Raw genomic sequence first — 25,605 nt, 5'->3', positions numbered from 1 at the left:
ATGGGGGTTTAGGTTCATTCTGACCTGAACAGAGTACTAAAACCCCTAGTCAACGCAGGGTAAGCCTCCCAAAAGTTCTTTGAAAAAAGTTTAAAAACCTTCAAAAGAGCCCTAAAATCCCCTAAAACTCCCCCACCCCGTATAGAAGAACCGGCTAGAGGGAGTGCAGAAGAGATAGAAAAGGAGGGCACCCCCTCACGGGGGCGCCCTCCTTGTTCAAGCTACAGAGCTACATGCCGTAGCCCACTAGCTTCAAAACTCTAGTTTGCGGTAGCGCGACGACGAGAAACATCGTACAGAGTAATGCCCACAGCCATCGCCGCGTTCAAAGACTCCATCGCCGAGTCAATCGGAATCGACACAATCTGATCGCAGTTCTCAGTCACCAGGCGGGACAGGCCCTTACCCTCAGACCCAACCACCACGCACAGCGGCTCGTTCGCAAGCTCCAGAGCCGGCAGCTCAATATCGCCACCGCCATCCAGACCAATCACAAAGATGCCCTGCTCCTTAGCCTGCTGAATCACGCGAGTCAGGTTAGTCGCCATCGCAACAGGAATACGAGCAGCCGCACCGGCACTGGTCTTCCACGCACCAGCAGTCACAGCAGCCGAACGACGCTCGGGAATAATCACGCCATCACCGCTGAACGCGGACACGCTACGAATAATCGCACCCAGGTTACGCGGATCAGTAATACCGTCCAGCGCAACAAACAGCGGCGGGGTCGACAGCTTACCCGAGTGCCAACGCTCCATAGTATCCAGCACCAGGTCGGTAGCATCCGGGTACTTGTACGGAGGAATCTGCATCGCCACACCCTGGTGCACCGCACCATCAGTCAAACGATCCAGCTCGCTACGCGGAATCTCCAGCATCGGAATATTGCGCTTATTCGCAATAGTCATAATCTCGCGGACGCGGTCATCCACCTCAATGCGGCTCATAATGTACAGGTGCTTCGAGGGAATCTCAGTACGAAGAGCCTCCAGCACCGCATTACGACCAGTCACCAGCTCATCGCTAGCACGCTTACCGCCCAAACGAGTCTGGAACTTACGGTTCGTACCGGTAGCAGCACGGCGCTCAGCCGCGCGCTTCATCTTATACGCCTTGTGATAAACGCGGTCCTCAGCCTTCGGAGTAGGGCCCTTACCCTCAAGCGCCTTACGGCCGTGACCACCGGTGCCCTTAGTAGCACCCTTCTTCTTGCTGGTAGCGCCCGGGCGCGAACCTGCCTTAGCCATTCTTCTCTTCCTTCGTCAAAGTTTTGAATACGAGTCTACGCGAGAGAACCCGCGCAACCTAAGCCTTGCGCACAAACGCGGGGCACATCACCCTCTAGCCAACACTCCAAGTCGAACCGTTCGCGCCATCCTTCACCTGCACACCAGCAGACGCCAACAAGTCGCGCATCGCATCAGCCTTCGCCCAATCCTTCTGAGCACGAGCATCCGCACGCTCCGCCAACACAGCCTGAATCAGCGCGTCCAAAGCCTCATGCTCAGCACCCGACGTGCCCTCAGCATTAAAGCTCATCAGCTGAGCCAGACCCAGAACCTCAGCCATAGCCATTACAGCATTAGCCGCATCCGAAGCATCCTCACCAGCAGCAAGCGCAGCATTACCCGCACGAGTCTGCTCATGCAGAACCGCCAGGGCACGCGGAATGTTCACGTCATCATCCATCGCCTCAGCAAAAGCCTCCGGAACCTCACGACCCGGCTTCAGCAGATCCTGAGTAGCGGCAAGGAACGCCTCAACACGCTCAATAGCGGTTGCCGCCTCCTGCAGAGAGGACGGACGGTAATCAAGCACCGAACGATAATGCGCGCTGCCCAAGTAGTAGCGAACCACCAGCGGACGAGCCATCTCAAGCATCTGCGCCGGCGAAATCGTATTACCGATAGACTTCGACATCTTCTCACCCTCATAGGTGACCATGCCGTTGTGCATCCAGAAGTTCGCGAAATCATCACCGGCAGCAGTCGACTGCGCCAGCTCATTCTCATGGTGCGGGAAACGCAGATCCAGGCCGCCACCATGAATATCGAAGCGCGAACCCAGGTACTTACCGGCCATCGCCGAGCACTCCAGATGCCAACCCGGACGGCCGCGACCCCACGGAGACTCCCACGAAGCAGTCAGCGGCTCTCCCTCCTTATAGCCCTTCCACAGGGCAAAATCGCGAGGGTCACGCTTACCGCGCGGATCAGCATCCGCAGAATCCTGCATATCCTCAACGCTCTGATTCGTCAGCGCGCCGTACTTATCCCACGAACGCACATCAAAATACACGTCACCAGAATCATCCAGCGCCGGGTACGCGTGGCCGCGGTCAATCAGACGCTGAATCAGAGCAAACATCTCCGGAATATGACCGGTCGCGCGCGGCTCATACGTCGGTGGGTCAATACCCAACGCCGCATACGCCTGAGCAAAAACCTTCTCAAAACGGTACGCGAGCGCCCACCACTGCTCATTCGGGAACTCACCCTCAAAACCGGGCTCCATAGAATCAGCAGACTTCGCCAAAATCTTGTCATCAATATCAGTGACATTGCGGACCGTCGTCACCTTCAGGCCGCGGTAACGCATCCAGCGGCTCAGCTGGTCGAACACCAGCGCCGAACGGATATGGCCCAGGTGCGGTTCACCCTGCACCGTAGCACCGCAATAGTAGATACGCGCCTCACCGGGCACGACGGGCTCAAACTCGCGAATAGTCGCGGAAGCAGAATCATAAAAACGCATAGTCACACTCTCATTCTACGGGGTCGGTTCAGACGCCGGGTCGGTAAATCAGCGATAGGTTACAGAATGGTTCAAAGCAACCAAACACCTACGAACGCGGATACACCAGCGCCGTCGCAATAGCAGCCACACCCTCACCGCGGCCCGTCAAACCCAAACCATCAGTAGTCGTCGCAATCACCGTCACCGGGGCACCCGCCGCCTCGCTCAGCACGCGGTTCGCCTCCTCACGGCGCGGAGAGAACTTCGGGCGGTTACCCACCAGCTGAACGCTCACATTACCAATCTCAAAACCAGCCGCACGCACAATCGCCGCCGCCTCAGAAAGAATACGAACGCCCGAAGCGCCCTTCATGTCCGGGCGGTCCACACCAAAGTTCGAGCCCAAATCCCCCGTACCCGAGGCGGCGAACAGCGCATCAGCAGCAGCATGAGCCACCACATCACCATCAGAATGGCCGCTCAAACCACGCTCACCCGGCCAATGCAGGCCAGCAATATACAGAGGAGTGCCCTCCTCACCGAAAGCATGGACATCAACACCGGTACCAACACGAGGAATAACAGTCATTACAGGACCCTTCAATCGAACAAAAATCTTCTCAGCGGCAGTGCCCGCCCCACTACAGAGGCAGGTATAGGAGGCGTTAGGCGGCAAGCCTAGGAAGCAGAATCACCAAACAGCGCGCGAGCAACCCGCAAATCCATCGGAGTCGTCACCTTAAACGCATCCGCATCACCGGCAACCGTCAACACCGGCTCGCCCGCCGCCTCCATAGCCATCGCATCATCAGTCAGCAGCTCAGCTTCCTCGGGCGGCAGGGAGCGGCTACGCTCATGCGCCGCCAACAGAGTAGCCACCTCAAAACCCTGAGGAGTCTGCACCGCACGCATCTGCGCACGCGAAGGAGTACCCGTCACCAGACCGGCAGAATCAACGGTCTTCACCGTATCCACCACCGGCAACACAGGAATCACCGCACGCACAACACCCTGCGGGCTCTCAGAACCCAGCCCCTCAAGTACACGGTGATACACCTGCGGCGGCGTAAACGCACGAGCGCAATCATGAATCAGCACATAATCCACCGGAACCTGCGCATCCTTCAACGCATCCAACGCCGCAACCACCGAAGCAGTACGAGTATCACCGCCGGCAGTAATTAACGCGCCGGCACGGCGGGCATCCTCCAAAAGCTCCGGGCAGCTCACCGAACAATCAGCAGGAACAGTCACCACCACATGCTCAGCAACGCCCGAAGCGAGCGCACCCTCCAACGCATAATCCAGCAGAGTACGACCATGCACACGCACAGCAGCCTTCGGGATCGGCTCACCCAGGCGAGTACCCGAACCAGCCGCCAAAACAATCACAGCAGTATTCGCCGCAGAAGCAGAAGTCATCAGTCTCTAGCCCGCCTACGCCTCGAACTTATAGCCCAAGCCGCGAACCGTCACCACATACTGCGGAGCAGAAGAATCCGGCTCAATCTTCGAACGCAGACGCTTAATATGCACGTCCAGGGTCTTCGTATCGCCAACATAGTCGGCACCCCACACGCGCTCAATCAGCTGGCCGCGAGTCATCACACGACCCACATTGCGCAACAGAATCTCAAGGAGCTCAAACTCCTTCAACGGCATAGAAATCTCTTCACCATTAACCGTCACCACATGGCGGTCAATATCCATACGCACCGGGCCGCCCTGCAGCACCGACTCAGTAGCAGAATCAGTCTCCGCCGAACGACGACGCAACACCGCACGGATACGAGCGATCAACTCACGCGCAGAATACGGCTTCGTCACATAGTCATCAGCGCCCAGCTCCAGACCCAGAACCTTATCCAGCTCAGAATCCTTAGCGGTCAGCATGATAATCGGGACCGAAGACACCTCACGCAGCTTACGGCACACCTCCATACCGGACATGCCCGGAAGCATCACATCCAGCAGCACCAGGTCCGCACCCTCGCGGTCAAACACCGGCAGAGCATCCAGACCGTTATCCACAACAATCGTCTGGAAACCCTCACGACCCAGCAAAAACGCCAGAGGATCCGAGAGGGCCTCTTCGTCCTCAACAATCAGAATTTTAGACATCAATAACTTCCTTCGATTCCATAAAACCTATACCGCTAACACTACACTGCGACCGGAGCCTCATTCAGCGGCAACGCCAACGTAAACGTCGAACCCTCCTGCGGCATCGAACGAACCGTCACGCTACCACCGTGCTGAGTCATCACATGCTTCACAATGCTCAAGCCCAAACCGGTACCGCCCGTCTGACGCGAACGAGCCGGATCAACCCGGTAAAAACGCTCAAAAATACGCTTCTGCTCATCCTCAGGAATGCCCACGCCCTGATCAGAAACCTCAACCAGCAGCTGATCAGCCACGCGATGCACCCAAATATCCACCTTCGTATGCTCCGGCGAATACCGCACCGCATTCTCCACCACGTTCTGCACAGCGATACCGAGCAGCTCGGCGTCACCATACACCTCGGGGACCTCCTCGATGCGGGTAGAAATCTGGATGTCCTTCTCCTCCGCCACAATATGTGAACGATCCACCGCATCAGCCACCAAAGAAGGAACCGACACCGGACCACCACGCGCAATCACATCGGTCGACTGCAGACGCGAAAGCTCAATAATGTCACGCACCAGCGCAGAGAGGCGGCGAGTCTCCTTATGCAGACGACCCACAAAATACTCGATCGCTTCCGGGTCATCACTCGCCTGCTCAATAGCCTCAGCCAACAGACTCACCGCACCCACCGGAGTCTTCAACTCATGCGACACATTCGCCACAAAATCATTACGCATACGCTGAACACGAGAAATCTCAGTGCGGTCATCAGCGAGCACCAAAATGTACTCATCCCCCAGCGAAGCAACACGCACGTCCAAGACCAGCGCCTCACCCTCACCGCGGTCAATCTCAAAAGTACGCTCCGCAAAAATACCGCGATGACGCACCGTGCGAATCATATCCGCCAACTCATCAGAGGCCACCGTATGACCACGCACCAGACCCATCGCATACGCACCAGGAGAAGCCTGAACCACGCCGCCCACCTCATCAATCACCAGATAGGCACGACCAATCACAGCAAGCACCTGAGCGGCACCATCACGCAGCGCCGGCGCCGACACCAAGCTACGCTCCTGCTCCCGCTCACTACGCGCCACCGCGTTCATGCTCAGGACGCCCACCAGCAGACCTATCATGCCCGCAATAAAGGCGATCAGACCGGCATCCATGTACTTCCCTTCCATTCGGGTACCCCATAAGTATAAATGTGGCTGATACCCGGCGTTCAGGCGAGCGCGCCTCTTCTCAGACCGACTTCAGACCAACTCTCCGTGCAGAAACCTTGCAGAGAACGCAATGAGCCGCCCACCTTACCGGTGGACGGCTCATCACAATAACAGGGAAAAACCCTGCCGAAGGTATTACTTACCCTGGTTTGCTACGGCAGCAATAGCGTCCTTAGCAGCCTCGGGGTCCAGGTACTCGCCAGCCTTGACGGGCTTGAAGTTCTCATCCAGCTCGTAGTACAGCGGAATACCGGTGGGGATGTTCAGGCCAGCAATATCCTCATCGGAAATGCCCTCGAGGTGCTTGACCAGCGAACGCAGGGAGTTACCGTGTGCAGCAACCAGAACGGTCTTGCCTGCTGCGAGGTCGGGCTTGATGTCCGACTCCCAGTAGGGAAGCATACGACCCAGAACGTCCTTCAGGCACTCGGTGCGGGGAGCGTTCTCAACATTCGCGTAGCGGGGGTCGTGTGCCTGCGAGTAGGGGTCGTTGTCATCCAGCGGGGGTGGCGGAACGTCGTAGGAACGACGCCAAGTCATGAACTTCTCGTCGCCGTATTCCTCGCGGATCTCGGACTTGTTCTTACCCTGCAGAGCACCGTAGTGACGCTCGTTCAGGCGCCAGGTGCGCTTGACGGGAATCCACAGACGGTCTGCGGCATCCAGTGCAAGGTTAGCGGTGTTGATTGCGCGACGCTGCAGGGAGGTGTGAACAACATCGGGGAGGATGTTGCGCTCTGCCAGCAGCTCGCCGCCGCGCTTAGCCTCAGCGCGGCCCTTATCGGTCAGGTTAACGTCCACCCAGCCGGTGAACAGGTTCTTCTCGTTCCACTCGGACTGGCCGTGGCGCAGGAGTACTAGTTTGTAAGTCATACCTCTATTTTTTCATTTACCCGCCGGTTTGTCATGCCTTAGAGCCTAGAAAATATGCATTCTCCCAAAAATTTATAAGGGTCTTTTCTACCAGAAGAGGAACGGTAAAAACCGCGCCAAGACGCGGCAAAGCCCCGCACACCGCCCAACCGGAACAAACCCGACAGACGGCACGCGAGGCCTCACAACGTATCGTTCAAAGCGAGCGCACAAGCTAACGCTAGAAACGGCGGCGGCCCACCGAAGGCCACACACCAGTCAAGAACACGCAGCTAATCACAGCAGCAACCAACTGAAGAATCTGCACACTATTACCGCCACCAGTCACCGCAGCAAAAACGCTAAACAGCGACACCACGGCAGCGCCACCGGTCAAAGCCAGCCAGGTGTTCTTCGGGCGCTTACCAGCAAATTCATAAGCATTAGCCGGAGACATCCACGCACGCACAAACGCCAGCACACCAACCACGGCAGCCGCAATAGCCAGCAGCGTATCAACAAAAGTGGTCACATACCAGACCAACAGAATAGGAGACATAGTATTCCTTAGAATCAGCAGCTTCTCTAGACAACCCTAGCAAAGTGCCTAGCGGACAGCCTTAAAGGCCTCAACCAAGTCATTGTAAAGGTCATCAACGTTCTCAATACCCACCGACAGGCGCAGCAGGGACTCAGGAATCGAATCCGGCTCGTTACCGTGGCGACGGCGACGCTCCACCAGGGACTCCACACCGCCCAGGGAAGTTGCCGGGGTCCACACTTTCAGCGCCTCCACAACGTTACGGGCACCAGCCGCGTCGGTATCCAGGGTGACGCAGAGAATCGCACCGAAACCGTCCATCTGCTTCTTCGCGACCTCATGACCGCGGTCGCTCTCCAGACCCGGGTAACGCACCTCGGTCACGAAGGGGTGCTCGCTCAGGCGCTCAGCCAGTACCTGCGCGTTCTGCACCGCACGCTCCACGCGCAGCGCCAGGGTGCGCAGACCGCGCAGACCGAGCCACGCCTCCACGGGACCGGGGATTGCGCCATTGGTGATGCGGTGGTGCAGCATCGCCTTGTACAGCTCCTCATTCGAGGTGAGGGTCATACCCAGCAGAACATCAGAGTGGCCTGCAAGGAACTTCGTTGCGGAGTGAACCACGACGTCAGCACCCAAATCCAGGGGACGCTGCAGAATCGGGGTCGCGAAGGTGTTGTCCACCGCGGTCACAATACCCAGGCGGCGGGCGGCAGTCAGCAGTGCGGGCAGGTCAGCGACCTCAAGCATCGGGTTAGTCGGGCTCTCCAGCCACGCCAGGACCTTCGGTGCCGAGTAGTTCACGTTCTCGGGAGTCACGTCGGCGCGGGATGCGGCATCCTCCATAGCGGCGATAACGCTCTCGGTGTCTTCAATATCCACGCGAACGAGCTCAATGATGCCGCGGCGCTCCAAATCCTTGCACAGGGTCACCGACGCCATGTACGCGTGCTTCGGAATCAGCACAATGGAACCAACCGGCACCAGGTCAATCACAGCGGCGACAGCAGCCATGCCGGAGGGGAACAGCAGACCCGGCTGGGATGCGTTCTCCAGCTTCGCCACAACCTCTTCCATACCCTCCCAGGTGGGGTTCGAAAAGCGGGCGTACACGCGGTCCTGCTCAATATTGACGGCGTCCACACCGCGGTAGGTGGAAGAAAGAACGATCGGAGGGTTCACCGGCGCGTCATGCTCGTGTGCCGGGCGGCCGCCAGAGACGACGAAGGTCTCTGCGGAGTAATTCATGTCGTGGTTATCTGCACTCATGTCTTTAAGCCTGGCACACCCGCGCCCAGAACGCACGCCCGCACAGGTGACGGCACACAGGATTTACATGTTTTTTACCTTTATGCGCGCTCAACCCCACGCGGAGGTATCACCAAAACCGCACCGGTGCCGCTAAGAGACCCGGTACCCTTAAAGGTGATGGATACTCTCAGCTACACCCCCGATGCACAGAATCTTCCCGCCGACCCGACCGGTCGCCGCGGGCTTTTTATCGTGGTCGAAGGAGGCGACGGCGCCGGCAAAACCACCCAGCTCGCCCTGCTGAATGAAGCGCTCAGCGCCCGCGGATACCGTGTCATCACCACCCGCGAACCCGGCGGCACCGAGATTGGCGAGAAGCTGCGAGCCCTCGTCCTGGAAGCAGGTCAGGGCACCATTGACGACCGCACCGAGGCGCTGATTTTTGCGGCGTCCCGCGCAGCGCACGCCTCCCAGTTGATTCGTCCCTCGCTCGCAGAGGGCGCCATCGTGCTGAGCGACCGCTATATTGATTCTTCTGCCGCGTACCAGGGCGTAGGCCGTGACCTGGGTGTTGAAACCATCGTCGATTTGAGCCGCTGGGCTACCGCCGACCTGGTGCCCGATGCGACCCTTTTGCTGAGTGTGCCGCTGAGCGCCGAGCAGGAGCGCATGGACCAGCGTGGCACCGTCGACCGTATTGAGGCTGAAGGCGCGGCGTTCAAGGCACGTATTCACGGTGCGTTCGAGCAGATCGCCCGCGAGGACGCTAACGGTTCGCACCGCATCATTGATGGTGTGGGCACGATTGATGAGGTACACGCGCGCGTACTCGAGGTGATTGAGCCTCTGCTTGCCGCCCGCAAGCTGGTCCGCACCGGTAAGGAGGACTCATGAGCCTCTGGGATACCCTGTTGATTCCTGCCGATAAGCTCCAGCAGCTACGCACGGATGCCGCCGCCCGCCCCACACACGCATGGCTTTTCACGGGCGCGACCGGTGCGCCTCACCGTGAGGCTGCAAAAATTTTCGCTGCCGCGCTACTGTGCGAGCAGCCCGACCCGCAGAACCGCGGATGCGGCCAGTGCAAGGGCTGCGTGACCGTCATGAACGGTTCGCACGCAGATTTCACGCACTTTAGTACCGAGGCGACGCACATCAGTATTGATGAGGCACGCGAGCTGGTCATGAAGGCTCAGGACCGCCCGACCGTGGGTCGCTGGCGCGTGATTCTGGTCGAGGACACCGAGCGCATGCCGGAGCGTACCTCCAATGTGTTGTTGAAGGCGATTGAGGAACCGCCGCCGCATACGATTTGGCTGTTGACGGCGCCCTCCCCCACCGATGTTCTGGTGACGATTCGTTCGCGTTGCCGTCCGGTGCAGTTGCCGGTTCCGACCGATGCGCAGGTGCACGAGTATCTGCTGGCGCACGGCGTGGCTGACCCGCTGGCGCAGCGTGCGGCGCGCCTGGCTCTGGGCGATGCGCAGGAGGGGTACCGTTTGGCGACCGATGAGCAGGCGATGGCTCGTCGGGAGTTGATTACCTCCCTGATTCTGAATGCTCGTTCTATTTCTTCGGCTTTCAACGCCGCAGAAAAGCTCACCGACCTTGCCGATCAGGACGCACAGGCTGTCTCCGCTCTCAAGGATGAGCAGGAACGCCAGGAACTACTGGCGCTGCTGGGTATCCGCGAGGGTGAGCGCGTTTCTCCGTCCCTGCGCGCGCAGGTTCGCCGTCTGGAGGAGCAGCAGAAGCGCCGCGCTAAGCGCGTTTCTTCGGATACGCTGTTGCGTTCGGTGGCTCAGGTTCAGACGGTTCTGCGTGATGCGTTGACGGTGGCTCTCTCTGCGCAGGCTCCGCTGGTCAATGAGCATTTGCGCGAGCCTCTGGAGGCGTTCTGCACCCACCGTTCCGCCCAGCAGCTGCTGGAAGATATGCAGGCGGTTGAGCTGACTCTGCGTCGCCTACGGACGAACGCAAATGCGCGTCTGGCGCTTGAGGCGTTGATGAGCCGCTTCGTGTACTAGAAACGCTCGGACAAGCGTCTTTGGCTTTTCAATACAGTACAAGGGGAGGCACCGAAGAGATAATCTTCGGTGCCTCCCCTTTTTCTATTGGTTCGCAGCGCCCCTAGAGCTTAGTTACGGAAACCGTGAACCGGCGACGGAATACGACCGCAGCGGGCGATGAACGCCTCCGCGCTCGGGGTGTGGGTCGGCATGACGGGTGCTCGACCGAGCAGGCCACCAAATTCGACCATGTCGCCTACGCCCAGGCCAACCGCCGGGATAACGCGGACCGCGGTGGTCTTGTGGTTCATCACGCCGATGGCTGCCTCATCGGCAATCATGGCGGCGAGGGTGGAGGCGGGGGTGTCGCCCGGAACGGCGACCATGTCCAGGCCGACGGAGCAGATGGCGGTCATCGCTTCGAGCTTGTCGAGGCTGATGTGTCCGGCAGCTGCGGATTCAATCATGCCGATGTCCTCAGAAATTGGGATGAAGGAGCCGGAGAGGCCACCGACGTTCGAGCACGCCATGAGGCCGCCCTTCTTCACCGCATCGTTGAGCAGTGCGAGTGCCGCGACAGTGCCATGGGTACCGACGGTTTCCAGACCCATTTCCTCGAGGATGTGCGCGACCGAGTCGCCAATCTCTGCGGTGGGTGCCAGGGAGAGGTCGATAATGTTGAAGGGTACGCCCAGGCGCTCGGCGGCGAGGGTGCCGACCAGCTGGCCAACGCGGGTAATCTTGAAGGCTGCCTTCTTGATTTCTTCTGCGCAGGTGTCGAAGGATTCGCCGCGCACCTTCTGCAGGGCGCGGTGCACCACGCCGGGGCCGGAGACGCCCACGGAGATGGTGGTGTCTGCCTCCTGCACGCCGTGGAATGCGCCCGCCATGAAGGGGTTGTCGCTGACGGCGTTTGCGAAGACGACGAGCTTGGCGCAGCCGAAACCGTGCGCGTCCGCGGTCAGGTCTGCGGTGGCGCGGATGGTCTCGCCCATGAGCTTGACGGCGCTCATGTTGATGCCGGCGCGGGAGGAGCCAATGTCTACGGAGGAGCAAACCACGTCGGTTTCTGCGAGCGCTCGCGGGATGGAGCGAATCAGCTTTTCGTCGGCGGGGGTCATGCCCTTGTCGACGAGGGCGCTGAAGCCACCGACGAAGTTCACGCCGACTGCCTTGGCTGCCGCGTCGAGGGTGCGGGCGAATTCTACGTAGTCCTCATCGCCGGAGGCGCCTGCCACCAGCGCGATGGGGGTGACCGCGATGCGTTTGTTGACAATCGGGATACCGAGCTCGGCCTCGATGCCTTCGCAGACGCTGACGAGGTTCGCTGCGCGGCTGGTGATCTTGTCGTAGATCTTGCGGCGGGCTACTTCGCCGTCGGAGTCGGCGCAGTCGAGCAGGGAGATGCCCATGGTGACGGTGCGAATGTCGAGCTTCTGCTCCTCGATCATTCGGATAGTTTCAAGAATATTGTCGTTCATCATGGTGGTCGCCTAGATGGTGTGCATTGCCTTGAAGATGGATTCTGCCTGGATGCGAATCTGCACCTTCTGTTCGTGTTCGACACCGGCCATGGCTTCCTGCAGGTCGATGAGGTTCTGCTGGGTTTCATCGAAGGAGCAGTGCATAATCATGGTGAAGTATTCGCCCATGATGGTCTGGGAGACGTCCAGGACGTTGACCTTGCGCTCAGCCAGGGCGGTGGTGACCGCGGCAATGATGCCCTCGTGGTCGATGCCTGTAACGGTGATGATGATCTTCACGGTGTTCTCCTTGAGGATGGGGCGAATACTGACGGCGGATGCGTCCAGCTGCCGCGGCGGGCGGAATCACCCGGGTTTTATGCATAGAAGAACGAACCTATGCATACTTATGCCAATAATTATAGGTTACCCAGGCCACAGATAACAGGGGAACGCGCACTATTTTGCAAAGCCGCACCCCAAACCCTCAAAACCCGAGAATAAAAAATCCGCGGCTTCCCCGATATGGATATCGAAAAAACCGCGGATTCTTATAAATCTGTGTATCTAAAATCCCTAACGGACCTTAGATATTAAACGTAGGATGCGATATACAGCTCGCCGCTACCGCTCAGCACGGCCTCGGATGGCTCGCCCACGTGCAGTACCGACTCGGTGGCGCCGAGCACGAACTCGTCCGTGCCGTTGCCATCCTTGGCCTGAATCGTCACCTTACCCGCGACGCTCAGAGCCGCGCTAATGCCCTTGAAGGTGTAGTTCAGCGGCTTGCCCTCTTCAACGCGAACACGGGTCACGCTCATGCGCTCATCCCACATGGCGTAGGTGCCCAGGGGTCCGTCCTCGGGGTTGGGGCGCTGAATGACGGGTGCATCCTGCTTCTCGCCGAGCACCTTAATGAGCTCCTCGGTGTCGATATGCTTGGCGGTCAGGCCGGCACGCATCACGTTATCGGAGGGGTTCATTAGCTCAATGGCGGTACCCGAAACGTAGGCGTGCACCTGGCCGTCGGGGGTAAAGGCGGACTCGCCGGGGGCAAGGTGCACCAGGTTCATCACGAAGGCCACGAGCAGACCGCGGTCACCGGGGTACTTGCCGGCAACAATCTGCACGAGCTCAGCTGCATCGGCGATAAGCGCGTTCTCGGAGCCGGTCAGCTCTGCTGCCGCCTCGACAAGCTGCTCAACAGCCGCAGTGGCGGTCTCTTCGGGCATGCGAATAATCTCGGTCAGCAGCTGTTTGGGGGTAAGCTCCACGCGCTCTGCCAGCCAGTCAGCCTTGAACGCCTTCGCCAGTTCTGCCAGCTGCTCGGAGGTGCGCACACCGGTCAGCACGCGCATCTGGGTCAGGGCGATGACGGTTTCGGGCTTGGAGTAACGGTCCTTGTAGTTGCGGTGCGGCGCGTCAATCGCGATGCCGCGCGCCTGCTCGTCCTCGAAGCCGGCGATAGCCTGCTCAGGGGTGGGGTGCACCTGAATGGACAGAGGTGCATCAATCGCAAGGATCTTAAAGAGGAAGGGGAACCAATCGGAGGTACGGTCCGGGCGCAGGAAGCGGGAAGGGTTCTCCACAATCAGTTCGTTGAGCGGGGATTCGGTGCCGTCAACAGTGGCACGGGAGGGCGCAGCCGGATGCGCGCCAACCCACACCTCAGCCTCAGGCTGTTCGGTGGGGACAGGCACGCCACGCATGCGTCCGAGAATTTCGCGGGAGCCCCACGCGTAATTCTGAATCTGGTTTTTTAGAGAAAAAATCTCACCCATGGGGGAAAATACCTCTCGACGTGAGTTGTTTGAAGCAAGTGACGTGATAAAAAACCCATACATTCAGCGGAATTTATAAGGTTTTACCTGCCCATTATAGAGGCTAGTTACACTTCTTTACCGCTAAAATAAAAGGCGTGACTACTATTAATCTACATGACTCATTCAAAGCGTACGACGTGCGTGGCATCGTCGGCGAGACCATTACCGCAGAGACTGTTCGTGCTACTGGCGCGGCTTTCGTAGACGTTCTGGACCTGGAGGGCCAGACCATCCTGGTCGGTGGCGACATGCGCCCCTCCTCCCCCGAATTCATGGATGCATTCGCCCAGGGTGCAACCGCTCGCGGTGCAAATGTTGAGAAGATCGGCCTGATCTCCACTGACGTTCTGTACTTCGCATGTGGCGTTGAGAACGCTGCCGGTGTTACCTTCACCGCTAGCCACAACCCCGCAGAGTACAACGGCATGAAGATGGCTAAGGCTGGTGCTGTTCCTCTGTCTTCCGAGTCCGGTCTGTTCGATATCCGCGACCTGGCTCAGAAGTACCTGGATGCGGGCGAGATTCCTTCCGTGGAGAAGGTCGGCACCGTTTCTGAGAAGGACATCCTCAAGCCTTACGCAGAGTACCTGCGCAAGTTGGTTGACCTGTCTTCCATCCGTCCCCTGAAGGTTGTTGTTGACGCTGGTAACGGCATGGGTGGTATGACCACTCCCGCTGTTCTGGGCGACACCATCCTGCCGGGTCTGCCCCTGGAAATCGTTCCCCTGTACTTCGAGCTGGACGGTACCTTCCCGAACCACCCGGCTAACCCGCTGGAGCCTGCTAACCTGGTTGACCTGCAGAAGGCTGTTGTTGAGCACGGTGCTGACATTGGTCTGGCATTCGACGGCGACGCTGACCGTTGCTTCGTCATCGATGAGAAGGGTGAGCCCGTCACTCCTTCGGCTGTGACCGCTCTGGTTGCTGAGCGCGAGATTGCTCGTGCGAAGGCTGAGGGCAACGAAGAGCCCGTCATCATCTACAACCTGATTACCTCGAAGGCTGTTCCTGAGCTGGTTGAGAAGCTGGGCGGCCGCGCTGTGAAGACCCGCGTGGGCCACTCCTTCATCAAGGCTGTTATGGCTAAGGAGAACGGCGTTTTCGGTGGCGAGCACTCCGCTCACTACTACTTCAAGGACTTCTTCAACGCAGACACCGGCATGCTGGCAGCTATGCACGTGCTGGCTGCTCTGGGTGGCGGCGAGGAGCCCCTCTCCGAGATCAGCGCGAAGTACTCCCCGTACGTTGCCTCCGGCGAGATTAACTCCGAGATCGAAGACAAGGCTGCCGCTGTGGATCGCGTGCGTGCACACTACGCTGACGCTCCCGTGGTTGTTGAGGACTCCGACGGCACCACCTTCACCAACACTGAAGAGGGTTGGTGGGTCAACCTGCGTCCTTCGAACACTGAGCCGTTCCTGCGCCTGAACCTTGAGGCTCCGGATGTTGCGACTATGGAGCGCGTCCGCGACGAGGTTCTGGCTCTGGTCCGCCAGGGCTAAGCACTAGCTAGCTACTAAAAAATCCCGCCTCGCAGATTCGTCTGCGGGGCGGGATTTTTATTTTGAGTTCTAAAAACCCGGCTAGGTTCTTCTGTCTAAAAGGAAGAACCTAGCCGGGTTTAAGAAACCTAGCGGACGAGCCGGCTTACGGGGTTTTTACGCTTCGCGTGCCTGGTCGTGGAGCATCCACTGGTCCGGGCCGAAGATCTCGTAGTTGATGTTCTTGCCGGGAACGCCTGCCTCCACCAGTGCGGAGCGTACGCCCTGCATGAAGGGCAGCGGGCCGCAGAGGTAAACGTTAGCGTTGGAGGGAACGTCCAGCTTAGAGACGTCGACGCGGCCGGTGTAGTCGCCACCCTCACCCTCGATGAAGGAGACGAGGCGACCGTTGGGCAGCTTGCCGACGAGCTCGGTGAGCTCTTCGCGCAGGGGCCAGGTGTCCAGGCGGCGGTCTGCGTGGACCACGGTTACGGGGCGCTTGGAACCCTTCTCAACCAGCTCGGAGAGGAAGCTGAGCATGGGGGTGGTGCCGATACCTGCGGAGAAGAGGTACAGGGGTGCCTCGGGGTCGCCGAAGCCTTCCAGGGTCAGGTCGCCGTAGGGGTTGGAGATCTCGACAACGTCGCCAATCTTCAGTTCGTGCAGAATGGAGGTCATCTCGCCGTTGGGGTCGAGCTTCACACCGATTCGGCGCTGGTTCTTTTCGCTGGGCAGCAGGGTGTACTGGCGCGCCTGGCGCAGACCGTCACGTGCGGGAACGACGATGGAGATGTACTGGCCGCCCTTGGACTCGGTCATGGGGGTCTCGTCGGCGGGCTCGAAGGTCAGCACGACGACGTTCTCGCCGGTCTCCTTGCGCTCAACGAGCTTGAAGGGTGCGAACATGACGTCGTTTGCCTGGGAAGCGTACAGGCCCTTCTCCAGCTTGATGAGAGCGTTGCCCATGAGCCAGTAGACCTCGGTCCATGCCTCAACGATTTCGGGGGTAGCCAGGTCGCCCAGGTTAGCGGCGATAGCCTCGAAGAGGTACTTGTAGACGGTGGGGTACTCTTCTTCCTTCAGGCCCAGGGATGCGTGCTTGTGTGCAACGCGGGAGAGGACCTCGTCAGGATAGGAATCCGGGTGCTCAACAATGTAGGAAGCGAACACAGCGATGGAGCCTGCAAGAGCGCGGGGCTGGGTGCCTTCGAGCTGGGAGGAGCGGGAGAACATGCCGTCCATCAGATCGGGGCGGGCAGCAAACATTCGACGGTAGAAGTCGGGGGTGATGTCGTTGATACGCTCAGCGATAATGGGCAGCGTTGCCTCAATAATGGGGCGGGACTTCTCAGAGAGCATGTCATGCCTTCTTCCTGTGTGGTCACCTCGGTCATCGTGGCGGTGCCCCTTGCGTAGGGGCGTTCACTCGGACAGCTATGTTGGTGACGGAGTGTTGATAAAGCACCCTTAACGTAGCATTTTGCGGGGTGTTTGCGCTGAGTGCAGGTCATGCTCCAGGCGCTGTACGGGCATTTAGGTGAGACTTATGGTTCACTTTGACTATAAGAGAGAGTTGCGCGTCACACTATATATTTCCAGCCGCGCTTCTATATTCGGCGGGTGACTAGCCCAGAAACATGCATAAAAATACCAGGATGAAAATATATTTACCCCGGAAAGTATGCAGAGCGGTGCAAAAATGAATATGGTCACATTTTCAGCATTTGAAAAGCAAATTTGCAATATTCTGCATTTCCTGCACGAATTTAGGATTCACACAGGCACCAGCACTCCCGAAAATGGGAGCAAAAACGCCACCGCAACACCCCCAAAACTCCCGCAGAGAGTCGTCGCGTAAACCCCCAGCAACCCTGCATCAGCCGCAAGAATGCCTTAAAAACTCTGTGGAGCCTCCCGGTCGGAAAGCTCCACAGGCATCACGTATTTCTTTCAGCCTGCCAGCCTAGCGTGCAGGCAGCGCATTCTCCGGAGGCGCAAAGCCCAGCTCAACAAACACCGGGCCAACAGGGCGCGCACCGGCAGTCAGCTCGCTAATCACCACCGAGTCCACAGAAGCATAGAATGCCTCGCGTGCCCTAGCCAGCACATTGCGCAGGCGGCAGAACTTATCGAGCGGACAGTGGCCGTTCTCATCCTCGCACTCAATCATGGGAATATCACCCTCAGTAGCGCGAAGAATAGTGCCGACGGTCGCAGAACGACCCGCATCCGAAAGCATAACGCCACCGGAACGACCGCGAGTCGAGTCCAGGTACCCCATATTCACAAGGAACGCTACAGCCTTCGCCACGTGATTGTAGGGGGTGTCCACTCCCTCAGCAATCTTCTGAGTGGAAAGCTTCTGACCGGGCTCCAGGGCAGACAGGAGCATCAGAACGCGGAGCGAGACATCCGAGAATGCTGTCAAACGCATGGATACTCCTTCTATCCTTCTCGTGTTACCGCCACATCTACATAGGCGGCAACTATTGCTCTAAACCTGCCTGGGCTCAGACATAGGCTCAGAGTGCTCAAAATCTTACATTGGCATTGTATCGGTGCAGTGAGAGTGCAAGAAATCAGGGCCAGCCGCAATCGCCCCCTCGCAGCCCTCCCAATGTCTTTAGAGTATTTCTCAGGAACAAGTAGACTGCATAGCCTTACACTCACAGCTCTCCGAGAGACGACTCATCACCTCCCATCTGACAGGGATTCAAACGACCCCCATAAACGGAAGGAAGGAGCGGAATCTCACCGGGAGATCCCGCTCCTTCAAAGCGCTAAACCTTAGGTATTAGCTGGAATGTCTTAGCCCTCCAGAGCCTTTGCCAGAGCGTCGCGCTGCTCGCGAACCTCAGCAGGCAGCTTGTCGCCGAACTTAGCCAGCCACTCGTCAATGCCGGGCAGCTCAGCAGCCCACTCTTCCTTCGAGACAGCCAGAGCAGCCTTCAGCTCGTCCTCGGAAATCTCCAGGCCGGTCAGGTCCAGGTCTTCCTTGGTGGGAACGGTGCCCAGGAAGGTCTCCTCGCCGCCTGCCTTGCCGTCCAGGCGGTCGAAGATCCACTTCACAACACGAGAGTTCTCGCCGAAGCCGGGCCATGCGAAGCCACCATCGGGGGTGCGGCGGAACCAGTTGACGTAGTAGACCTTCGGCATGTTCTCAGCGCCGTGCTTCTTGCCCAGGTCAATCCAGTGCTTGAAGTAGTCACCGGCGTTGTAACCGATGAAGGGCAGCATAGCCATCGGGTCGCGGCGAATCACGCCGACGGCGCCCTTAGCGGCCGCGGTGGTCTCGGAGGATAGGGTGACAGCGCGGAACACGCCCTGCTCCCAGCTCTCAGACTCAGAAACCAGCGGAACGGTGGTCTTGCGGCGACCACCCAGAACGATAGCGCTCAGCGGCACGCCCTCGGGGTCGTAGTACTCGGGAGCGAGCATGTCGACCTGGGATGCGGGGGTGCAGAAGCGGGAGTTCGGGTGAGCTGCCGGGCGGCCGGACTCGGGGGTCCAGTCCTTGCCGGTCCAGTCAATCAGGTGAGCGGGAGCCTCGTCGGTCTTGCCCTCCCACCAGACGGAGCCGTCGTCGGTCAGTGCAACGTTGGTGAAGATGGTGTTGCCCTTGGCGATAGCCTTCATAGCGTTCGGGTTGGTGGAGTAACCGGTACCCGGTGCCACGCCGAACAGGCCGGCCTCGGGGTTGACCACGCGTGCCTGGTGGTTCTCATCGAACTCAATCCATGCGATGTCGTCGCCGACCATCTCAGCCTTCCAGCCGTCAATGGTGGGCTCCATCATTGCGAAGTTGGTCTTACCGCAAGCCGAGGGGAACGCTGCGGAGATGTAGCGAACCTTGCCCTCGGGGTTGGTCATCTTCAGGATGAGCATGTGCTCTGCCATCCAGCCCTCGTCGCGACCGATAACGGATGCGATACGCAGTGCGTAGCACTTCTTGCCGAGCAGTGCGTTACCACCGTAGCCGGAGCCGAAGGACCAAATTTCGCGGGTCTCGGGGAACTGGACGATGTACTTCTCGGGGTTGCAGGGCCAGGGAACGTCTTCCTGACCGGGCTCCAGGGGTGCACCAACAGAGTGCAGAGCCTTGACGAAGAAGCCGTTGGTCTCGTTCAGCTTGGCAAGAACGTCCTTACCAATGGTTGCCATGATGCGCATGGAGCAGACAACGTATGCGGAGTCGCTCAGCTCAACAGCGATCTTGGGGTTCTTAGCCTTCAGGGAGCCCATGACGAAGGGAATGACGTACATGGTGCGGCCGCGCATGGAGCCCTCGAACAGACCGGAGAGGGTCTGCTTCATTTCGACGGGGTCGCGCCAGTTGTTGGTCGGGCCTGCGCCTTCTTCGGTCTCGGAGCAGATGAAGGTGCGCTCCTCGACACGTGCCACGTCATCGGGATCGGAGAAAGCTGCGTAAGAGTTCGGGAATTCGTGATTGCTGAGGCGAACAAAGGTGCCAGCGTCGACCAGTTCCTGTGCCAGGCGGTCGTATTCTTCCTGGGTGCCGTCGACCCAGTAGATGTGTGCGGGCTGGGTCAGGGCCGCAACTTCGCGAACCCAATCCAGAAGGCCCTGGTGGGTAGTGGGTGCGCTCTGCAGGTCCTTTTCGAGCTCAGCAGAGAGAGTACGAGTTGAGGTGTCAGCCATTGACGTTTTCCCCTTCATTCGGTGGCCCGGATACTACGTTGATCCGGTTAGGTCTGCGGTAACAAAGAAGCAGTTAAACACTACAAGCGTGCAAACAATGGTGAATATGCACGCTTGGACAGAAGCCACTTCCTCGTGATGCTTACAGAATAACGCATTAATGACCCGAACACCCCTCTATGACGCTATTTCTTACGTTCTGCGCATCACATTCTTTTGGTGCAAAAAGATTTTTTGAGGGACTTCTGGATGTTCCTGAAGGGTGCAGAGGGGTATTTTTGGGTGCCTTCGGGGTAGGTTTTGGTGCGTAATAAAAATATTTTGAAAAAATTTTGTGACCACAAAACCCCCGGAATTCCGCGGCAAAACGGGGTATTTTCGGCTCCTTCGGAGGGGAATTTAGGCAGATTTCGAGTTTTTCGGCTTGCACGCCCTCAAGGACATCCGTATAGTAGTACCTGTTGCCGCGACGGGTTGAAGAAATCCGAAGCGAGGAACATGCGCCTGTAGCTCAACGGATAGAGCATCTGACTACGGATCAGAAGGTTGGGGGTTCGAATCCCTTCGGGCGCACCAATGATCCCCGGTTCTTCGGAACCGGGGATTTTTTGTGTTCCCAGAAGTTGCGCATAGAAAGCGCCACCCACTCGGCAGACGGCGCGGCGTGCAGAAACGTAGCATACAGAAACTACAGGCGTGTAGAAGCTGCAGCATGCAGAGATACCTATACAGAGGTGTAGCAAGGGAGCTCACCAACTGGCGCTTCCGCTTCCGCACCAAAAACTGCACCAAAAGTGCACCTCAACCTGTGAATCCACAGATTTACGCTCCAAGATGACGTGCTCCGGGGCACACCCGTCGAAAAACGCCTACGATGGAAAGAGGACCCTCCACACATAGGTTGGAGAGCAGACAACACGAAGGAGCACTATGGCACAGCTATCCATTCCGCAGTCCCTGATAGGTGCGCTCATCGATATAGCTGATCTGGGAACGCTAGACTATTTCCCGCCCACCGAACGATGCGCCCACTGGTCCCTCTATGACGCGCAGCGCCAGGAGCTCCTTTGCCCCTGCGCATCCGCCGCCAACGCGTCCGCAGAGAAACTCTTTGAGGCTGCGGCGAAGATTCTTTACGAGAATTTCCCCCGATATATTGATTCGCCCGAGGAAATCATTCCTTATACCTCCCGTCAGGAACTCGTTGCCGCCCTGCGTCGCGGCGACGATGAGCCTGTTGACGAGGAGCAGAACGACCTGCAGGTAGCCGAAGCGACGACCGCAGACTCTACGACTAAGGCTGAGGTTGAAACTATTTCTGCCGAACCTGCAGTAGCTGAGGATGCTGAAGTTAGCGCAGCAGATACTCCGAAGCCCGCGGCTCCCAAGCCCACTGCTCCCAAGCCTGCAGCACCGAAGCCGACCCCCTCCCCCGCACTCTTTGCCGCCCGTGCTGCGCAGGCGCCGAGCCCGGCTCCCAGTGCGCCGGAAGAGGTACCTGTGGAAGCGAACGCAGAAAAGACTGCAGCGGCGCCCAGCCCGGCAACGATTGCCGCCGCAACGTCTGTGGCACCCAAGCCCGCTGTTCCCATGCCGACTGCACCCAAGCCCACTGTCCCCAAGCCCGCCGTGGCGAAGCCTGCAGTGCCGACTCCCGGTGCACCATCCCCCGGCATGTTCCGCAAGTCCACGCTCACTTACCGACCGCCGCGCATCGAAGAGTATCTGGAGGGTCTGCGCGCCCGTCAGCAGGCAGCCGAAGCCGCCGCCGCGGAAGCTGCCCAGCAGGCAGAGGCTATCGAGCAGGTATCTGTGGAAGAGCAGCCGGTGCTCACCCAGTCGTTGCCGAGCGCACCCGCAGTGCCTACGACTTCAGGCCCCAAGCCGACCGCCCCGAAACCGGGTGCGCCGAAGCCCGCAGCTCCCACCCCGAGCGCGCCCGCGGCAGAACCGGTAGCCGCAGCACCTCACGCCATTACCGCCGAGGATCGCGAACGCAGCTACCGCCTGCGCCCGAGCTTGCGTGAGCGCCTCGAACGCGAAAACATCAGCGAAGAGCTCGTGCGCACCATCCTGCGCGAGGGCGAAGCGGAACGCATCAACGACTGGACCATCCGCTTCACGCACGATGACTACCGCGTTGACGTGAACACCGCCTCCGCCGAAGTCATTACCGTCATTGACGAATACGACGCCGACTACAACGAGGCGACACAAACCTCCCTGGCACAGGGCGAATACACTTCGCTCAACGCCCTGGAGCTCGAGTTCAGCGAGCGCGCCCGCACCTTCCTGAAGAAGAACCCGCCGTTCGTTTTCGATCTGATGCTTCAGGCGCTGAGCAGCCCCGAGAGCGTGCGTATGGCTGACGGCTGGACCCGCATCTACGCGGCGCAGGGTCTGGAAATCGCAATCTCGCCGGATGAGCGGACTGTGCTGGCTCTGGCGAAGACCCCGGACTTCCATAACCTGCACGCGGAAGCCCTGCGTAAGGTGCAGCTCGAAGAGCTCAGCAACACTCTGGCGAAGCAGGCAGAAGATAAAGCCACCCAGGCGGAAAACACCACCGAGGAGGAGAAATAATGTCCGCTAAGCAGATTACCGTTCCTCTTGAGGTGTACGTTCGCCTGCAGGAGCTTGCCTCCCTCGCAACCTATAGCTACCGGGACAACCAGGACTCCGACGAGAGCACGGCAGGCGATAAGCCGTGGAATCTGCTCTCCAAGGATGGCGCTTCCCTGCTCGATGAGAACGGCGCGCTCAAGCCCGAAGCGGCCGAGCTCTACTTCACCCTCCTGCCGCTCATCGCTCAGGAGTTTGTGGAGCAGCAGCAGACGCTGGTGGATGCCTACCGTCAGGCACCCAAGCCCGCCGCCGCACGCGCCAAGATTCGCCCCTCCAACCAGCGCCTCATCCCGCTGACCGAGGTACCGTTGGAGAACCAGCGTATTGCCGCGCGCATCGAGAAGGAGTTCTACGGCGACGTGCCGCCGCGCCGCCGTATCTACGGTGTGCTCCCCGGCGTGATGGACTACATGATGCGCCACGGCCTCACCTACGAGCTGCTGCTGGACATCATCGAATCGCCCGCAAGCACTGTGGTTCAGGAGAGCGCGCAGGAGAACCGTTACGGCCGCGAAGTCACCCTCTATACGCATGAGGAGGAAGGCTACCAGGTGGTGCTCAACCCCCTGACCGCCGAGGTGCTCGCGCTACGCCCGCTGCAGGCCCTCGCGGGAGGCTACCAGCTCTCCCCCGAGGCTCAGGCTCAGCTCAAGGCGCTCGGCCTGACCGGCGAGTATATTGCCCGCATTCTCGATGAGGCTGAGGACCGCCGCCCGATTCCCGGCAGTAGCCGCACCGTGTACTCACTCAACGGCTACCAGGTGGAGTTCTCGCACTCCGACCAGCAGGTGATTCGTATTAGCCGCGGCACCGCGCCCAGCCGTAACCCCTTCGAATCGCAGCCGAGGATGAGCGGCACGAAGAGGCAGCGCGGCCGCAAGATCCCGCACGATGTGGACGCGTTCGTGCAGCTACTGCAGGAGCACGGCTTCACCATCACCATGGGCGGTAAGCACTACGATATTCGCCATGAGAAGCTGGCTCCGGGTCAGAAGGCGGTCACCTCGGTGACTCCCTCGGATTCGCAGCGTTGGCACCTGAACTCGGCACGTCAGATCCGCAATACCTTCGGTATTGATCTGCGCTACGCTGACCCCCGTGATAGCGTGCGCGGTATTGTGCGCGGTCCCGGACGGGCTAACGCCCCGAGCGCGGAAAAACAGAATGCCGAGAAACAGAACACAGAGAAGCATGAAGCGGAGAAGGAATCCGAGTAGGTCTTCGTCACCGTTGAGTCACCGTTGAAGCGCGCCCGTGCACCGGTTCTTTATACTGCCCCCAGCATGTCTTTGCATCTGGGGGCAGTATTCATTAGCACCAATATCCCGCACTGTCAGGGCAATACGGGGTAGACTGGGGGCAACACATACATGCCCTACGGCATAAAAATTAATATGCGTTCCCGTGATATGCGTGACGGTAGGGTTGGGGATGCGCCACAAAGTACGGTGAATAACAGCCCCTACCTCTACAATAGAAACGCATCACTACAGAAGAAGGAGAACGCATGGGCGTAACGATTAAGGTCACTGACGAAGCAGGCGTAAACTACGACATTCAGTGGGAAGACCACCACACCCTCCTGGAAACCCTCCAGGCTAACGGCGTGCCGGTCCTCGCAACCTGCGGTGGTAACGCATCCTGCGCTACCTGCCACGGCTTCATCGACCCCGAGCACTTTGAGGCTTCCGGTGAGCGCACCGAAGCTGAACAGGACCTGCTCGACATGGTCGACGATGTCGCCAACGAATACTCTCGCCTGTGCTGCCAGGTCGAGTACGCCCCCGGTATGGACGGAGCAGAAATCCAAATGCAGGCGGCGATGTAATCATGTTTAAATCGGCTCAGGTACTCGCATCAACCACCCTCCTCTGTTGCGTGCTCGCGCTCAGTGGATGCGGCGCGTCCCAGGCCGGTCAGGAAGCTGAAGGCACCTCGGCACAGCCGAGCGCTTCGGCTTCGGTCAAGCCCGGCACGATTCGAGTAGCCTCCGACGGGGCTACCCCTTCGGTGACCCCGGGCTCCATTACCGTGGTGAACTCCCCCGACGCGGAGCACCACGAGTCTTCCTCTGAGCACTCTGAGTCTTCTTCCCACACCGAGACTCACGAGTCGAAGCAGAACTCTGACTCTCACTCTTCTGAGTCCTCCCACGAGGGTTCCGAGCAGAACAACTCAGATGACTCTGCAGATTCTCAGCAGGACTCCCAGAAGGGCTCAGACTCGTCTTCGCAGTCGGGTTCTCGTTCTTCGGGTAACTCTTCGAACTCCTCCGGTTCCTCGAACTCGTCGAATTCTTCCAACTCCTCGAGTTCTTCGGAGAGGTCCTCTAACTCCTCCAACAACAACGTTGAGGGTCCCGGCCAGTGCGATCTGGATGACCTGAACGTTTCGGTTGCTATTGGAGAAGGCTCCCCCGGTGCCCGAAACTACACCCTGTACTTCCAGAACTCCTCGAACTCCCCCTGCACCCTGCGCGGCTACCCGCGCGTGGTCCATGCGGGTCCTTCGGGAACCTGGGTTGGTCGCGAGGCTTCCACCTCCGATGAGTACATGAACTCTGCGGGCGTGACCCTCAACCCCGGCGATAGCACCACCGCGGTGCTGCGTTCGGTGTACCCAGCACGCTTCGGTGACGATTGCGGTAGCCGCCCGGTTCAGGGCTTCCTGGTGGGTCTTCCCTCCGGGTCCGGTGGCGTGATTGTTCCGCTGGATACGACCGCGTGTTCCTCATCTGTTCCGCAGCTGTCGGTGGGTCAGTTTGGTGCCCGCTAACGCGGCGTTGCAGATGTATAGTTCACTTGTGCACATATAAGTT

General features: G+C 59.1%; 22 protein-coding genes and 1 tRNA gene. 8 read left to right on the top strand and 15 right to left on the bottom strand.

Features of this window, described 5'->3' with window-relative positions; genetic code table 11:
• Nucleotides 1-260: 260 nt before the first annotated feature.
• The 9 genes from rlmB to AB8E48_RS06870 form a co-directional block, all read right to left on the bottom strand.
• A complete protein-coding gene (rlmB, locus tag AB8E48_RS06910) occupies nt 261-1,247 on the bottom strand; it encodes a 23S rRNA (guanosine(2251)-2'-O)-methyltransferase RlmB (protein ID WP_070593018.1) in 987 nt (328 codons plus the stop codon).
• 94 nt (nt 1,248-1,341) lie between these two features.
• Nucleotides 1,342-2,760, bottom strand: coding sequence for a cysteine--tRNA ligase (gene cysS / locus AB8E48_RS06905; protein ID WP_314657044.1), 1,419 nt, complete (start codon nt 2,758-2,760; stop codon nt 1,342-1,344).
• A gap of 82 nt (nt 2,761-2,842) precedes the next feature.
• The gene (ispF, locus tag AB8E48_RS06900) at nt 2,843-3,325 is read right to left on the bottom strand and encodes a 2-C-methyl-D-erythritol 2,4-cyclodiphosphate synthase (protein ID WP_049354501.1); all 483 of its coding nucleotides are present in this window, start codon (nt 3,323-3,325) and stop codon (nt 2,843-2,845) included.
• Between the two features lie 89 nt (nt 3,326-3,414).
• Entirely contained in the window at nt 3,415-4,158 is a 744-nt protein-coding gene (gene ispD / locus AB8E48_RS06895; protein WP_368886217.1) for a 2-C-methyl-D-erythritol 4-phosphate cytidylyltransferase, read from the bottom strand.
• 15 nt (nt 4,159-4,173) lie between these two features.
• Nucleotides 4,174-4,857 carry a response regulator transcription factor gene (locus tag AB8E48_RS06890; RefSeq protein ID WP_005507150.1) on the bottom strand — a complete coding sequence of 228 codons (684 nt, stop codon included), beginning with the start codon at nt 4,855-4,857 and terminating at the stop codon, nt 4,174-4,176.
• A 41-nt stretch (nt 4,858-4,898) separates the two neighbouring features.
• Nucleotides 4,899-6,041, bottom strand: a complete 1,143-nt coding sequence (locus tag AB8E48_RS06885) for a sensor histidine kinase (protein WP_296548258.1) — start codon at nt 6,039-6,041, stop codon at nt 4,899-4,901.
• Between the two features lie 177 nt (nt 6,042-6,218).
• Nucleotides 6,219-6,956 carry a phosphoglyceromutase gene (locus tag AB8E48_RS06880; protein WP_294642459.1) on the bottom strand — a complete coding sequence of 246 codons (738 nt, stop codon included), beginning with the start codon at nt 6,954-6,956 and terminating at the stop codon, nt 6,219-6,221.
• Nucleotides 6,957-7,176: 220 nt separating this feature from the next.
• Nucleotides 7,177-7,494, bottom strand: coding sequence for a DUF2516 family protein (locus AB8E48_RS06875; RefSeq protein WP_368886216.1), 318 nt, complete (start codon nt 7,492-7,494; stop codon nt 7,177-7,179).
• A 48-nt stretch (nt 7,495-7,542) separates the two neighbouring features.
• A complete protein-coding gene (locus AB8E48_RS06870) occupies nt 7,543-8,745 on the bottom strand; it encodes a PLP-dependent aspartate aminotransferase family protein (RefSeq protein ID WP_368886215.1) in 1,203 nt (400 codons plus the stop codon).
• Nucleotides 8,746-8,904: 159 nt separating this feature from the next.
• Here AB8E48_RS06870 and tmk point away from each other — a divergent pair, with 159 nt between their 5' ends.
• Entirely contained in the window at nt 8,905-9,621 is a 717-nt protein-coding gene (gene tmk, locus AB8E48_RS06865; protein WP_368886214.1) for a dTMP kinase, read from the top strand.
• A complete protein-coding gene (locus AB8E48_RS06860) occupies nt 9,618-10,754 on the top strand; it encodes a DNA polymerase III subunit delta' (RefSeq protein ID WP_368886213.1) in 1,137 nt (378 codons plus the stop codon). Before tmk ends, AB8E48_RS06860 begins: the two co-directional genes overlap by 4 nt.
• Before the next feature lie 110 nt (nt 10,755-10,864).
• Here AB8E48_RS06860 and AB8E48_RS06855 read toward each other — a convergent pair whose 3' ends face one another.
• The 3 genes from AB8E48_RS06855 to manA form a co-directional block, all read right to left on the bottom strand.
• On the bottom strand, nt 10,865-12,220 hold the full coding sequence (locus tag AB8E48_RS06855; protein WP_368886212.1) for a PFL family protein: 1,356 nt from the start codon (nt 12,218-12,220) through the stop codon (nt 10,865-10,867).
• A 9-nt stretch (nt 12,221-12,229) separates the two neighbouring features.
• Nucleotides 12,230-12,499, bottom strand: a complete 270-nt coding sequence (locus AB8E48_RS06850) for an ACT domain-containing protein (protein ID WP_368886211.1) — start codon at nt 12,497-12,499, stop codon at nt 12,230-12,232.
• 293 nt (nt 12,500-12,792) lie between these two features.
• A complete protein-coding gene (manA, locus tag AB8E48_RS06845) occupies nt 12,793-13,980 on the bottom strand; it encodes a mannose-6-phosphate isomerase, class I (RefSeq protein ID WP_368886210.1) in 1,188 nt (395 codons plus the stop codon).
• Nucleotides 13,981-14,117: 137 nt separating this feature from the next.
• Between manA and AB8E48_RS06840 the strand changes: the two genes are divergently transcribed.
• Entirely contained in the window at nt 14,118-15,524 is a 1,407-nt protein-coding gene (locus AB8E48_RS06840) for a phosphomannomutase/phosphoglucomutase (RefSeq protein WP_368886209.1), read from the top strand.
• 156 nt (nt 15,525-15,680) lie between these two features.
• Here the strand turns inward: AB8E48_RS06840 and AB8E48_RS06835 are convergent, their stop codons facing one another.
• From AB8E48_RS06835 to AB8E48_RS06825, 3 genes are all read right to left on the bottom strand, one after another.
• Nucleotides 15,681-16,862, bottom strand: coding sequence for an FAD-binding oxidoreductase (locus tag AB8E48_RS06835; RefSeq protein ID WP_368886208.1), 1,182 nt, complete (start codon nt 16,860-16,862; stop codon nt 15,681-15,683).
• A 604-nt stretch (nt 16,863-17,466) separates the two neighbouring features.
• A complete protein-coding gene (locus AB8E48_RS06830) occupies nt 17,467-17,937 on the bottom strand; it encodes an RrF2 family transcriptional regulator (protein WP_049327323.1) in 471 nt (156 codons plus the stop codon).
• Between the two features lie 374 nt (nt 17,938-18,311).
• The gene (locus AB8E48_RS06825) at nt 18,312-20,162 is read right to left on the bottom strand and encodes a phosphoenolpyruvate carboxykinase (GTP) (RefSeq protein WP_368886207.1); all 1,851 of its coding nucleotides are present in this window, start codon (nt 20,160-20,162) and stop codon (nt 18,312-18,314) included.
• A 500-nt stretch (nt 20,163-20,662) separates the two neighbouring features.
• Between AB8E48_RS06825 and AB8E48_RS06820 the strand changes: the two genes are divergently transcribed.
• From AB8E48_RS06820 to AB8E48_RS06800, 5 genes are all read left to right on the top strand, one after another.
• Nucleotides 20,663-20,738, top strand: a tRNA-Arg gene (locus AB8E48_RS06820).
• Between the two features lie 354 nt (nt 20,739-21,092).
• Nucleotides 21,093-22,745 (top strand): DNA repair protein, encoded by a 1,653-nt coding sequence (locus tag AB8E48_RS06815; RefSeq protein WP_368886206.1) that lies wholly within the window; start codon nt 21,093-21,095, stop codon nt 22,743-22,745.
• Entirely contained in the window at nt 22,745-24,004 is a 1,260-nt protein-coding gene (locus tag AB8E48_RS06810; RefSeq protein WP_368886205.1) for a cell wall biosynthesis glycosyltransferase, read from the top strand. Before AB8E48_RS06815 ends, AB8E48_RS06810 begins: the two co-directional genes overlap by 1 nt.
• A gap of 290 nt (nt 24,005-24,294) precedes the next feature.
• Nucleotides 24,295-24,615: a 2Fe-2S iron-sulfur cluster-binding protein gene (locus AB8E48_RS06805; protein WP_005509285.1), complete on the top strand. Its 321-nt coding sequence runs from the start codon at nt 24,295-24,297 to the stop codon at nt 24,613-24,615.
• Nucleotides 24,616-24,617: 2 nt separating this feature from the next.
• Nucleotides 24,618-25,562, top strand: coding sequence for a DUF4232 domain-containing protein (locus tag AB8E48_RS06800; RefSeq protein ID WP_368886204.1), 945 nt, complete (start codon nt 24,618-24,620; stop codon nt 25,560-25,562).
• Nucleotides 25,563-25,605: the final 43 nt, after the last annotated feature.

Origin of the sequence: Rothia mucilaginosa (assembly GCF_964211445.1) — a bacterium.
GTDB classification, from domain to species: domain Bacteria; phylum Actinomycetota; class Actinomycetes; order Actinomycetales; family Micrococcaceae; genus Rothia; species Rothia mucilaginosa_E.
Note: the sequence above shows the minus strand (reverse complement) of the source record. Positions and strands in the feature narration are given on the sequence as shown.

Coding starts and splice junctions, on each gene's coding strand:
- rlmB (WP_070593018.1), bottom strand. CDS start 1,247: ATGGCTAAGGCAGGTTCGCGCCCGGGCGCTACCAGCAAGAAGAAGGGT.
- ispF (WP_049354501.1), bottom strand. CDS start 3,325: ATGACTGTTATTCCTCGTGTTGGTACCGGTGTTGATGTCCATGCTTTC.
- ispD (WP_368886217.1), bottom strand. CDS start 4,158: ATGACTTCTGCTTCTGCGGCGAATACTGCTGTGATTGTTTTGGCGGCT.
- AB8E48_RS06890 (WP_005507150.1), bottom strand. CDS start 4,857: ATGTCTAAAATTCTGATTGTTGAGGACGAAGAGGCCCTCTCGGATCCT.
- AB8E48_RS06885 (WP_296548258.1), bottom strand. CDS start 6,041: ATGGAAGGGAAGTACATGGATGCCGGTCTGATCGCCTTTATTGCGGGC.
- AB8E48_RS06880 (WP_294642459.1), bottom strand. CDS start 6,956: ATGACTTACAAACTAGTACTCCTGCGCCACGGCCAGTCCGAGTGGAAC.
- AB8E48_RS06875 (WP_368886216.1), bottom strand. CDS start 7,494: ATGTCTCCTATTCTGTTGGTCTGGTATGTGACCACTTTTGTTGATACG.
- AB8E48_RS06870 (WP_368886215.1), bottom strand. CDS start 8,745: ATGAGTGCAGATAACCACGACATGAATTACTCCGCAGAGACCTTCGTC.
- tmk (WP_368886214.1), top strand. CDS start 8,905: ATGGATACTCTCAGCTACACCCCCGATGCACAGAATCTTCCCGCCGAC.
- AB8E48_RS06860 (WP_368886213.1), top strand. CDS start 9,618: ATGAGCCTCTGGGATACCCTGTTGATTCCTGCCGATAAGCTCCAGCAG.
- AB8E48_RS06855 (WP_368886212.1), bottom strand. CDS start 12,220: ATGATGAACGACAATATTCTTGAAACTATCCGAATGATCGAGGAGCAG.
- manA (WP_368886210.1), bottom strand. CDS start 13,980: ATGGGTGAGATTTTTTCTCTAAAAAACCAGATTCAGAATTACGCGTGG.
- AB8E48_RS06835 (WP_368886208.1), bottom strand. CDS start 16,862: ATGCTCTCTGAGAAGTCCCGCCCCATTATTGAGGCAACGCTGCCCATT.
- AB8E48_RS06830 (WP_049327323.1), bottom strand. CDS start 17,937: ATGCGTTTGACAGCATTCTCGGATGTCTCGCTCCGCGTTCTGATGCTC.
- AB8E48_RS06825 (WP_368886207.1), bottom strand. CDS start 20,162: ATGGCTGACACCTCAACTCGTACTCTCTCTGCTGAGCTCGAAAAGGAC.
- AB8E48_RS06815 (WP_368886206.1), top strand. CDS start 21,093: ATGGCACAGCTATCCATTCCGCAGTCCCTGATAGGTGCGCTCATCGAT.
- AB8E48_RS06810 (WP_368886205.1), top strand. CDS start 22,745: ATGTCCGCTAAGCAGATTACCGTTCCTCTTGAGGTGTACGTTCGCCTG.
- AB8E48_RS06805 (WP_005509285.1), top strand. CDS start 24,295: ATGGGCGTAACGATTAAGGTCACTGACGAAGCAGGCGTAAACTACGAC.
- AB8E48_RS06800 (WP_368886204.1), top strand. CDS start 24,618: ATGTTTAAATCGGCTCAGGTACTCGCATCAACCACCCTCCTCTGTTGC.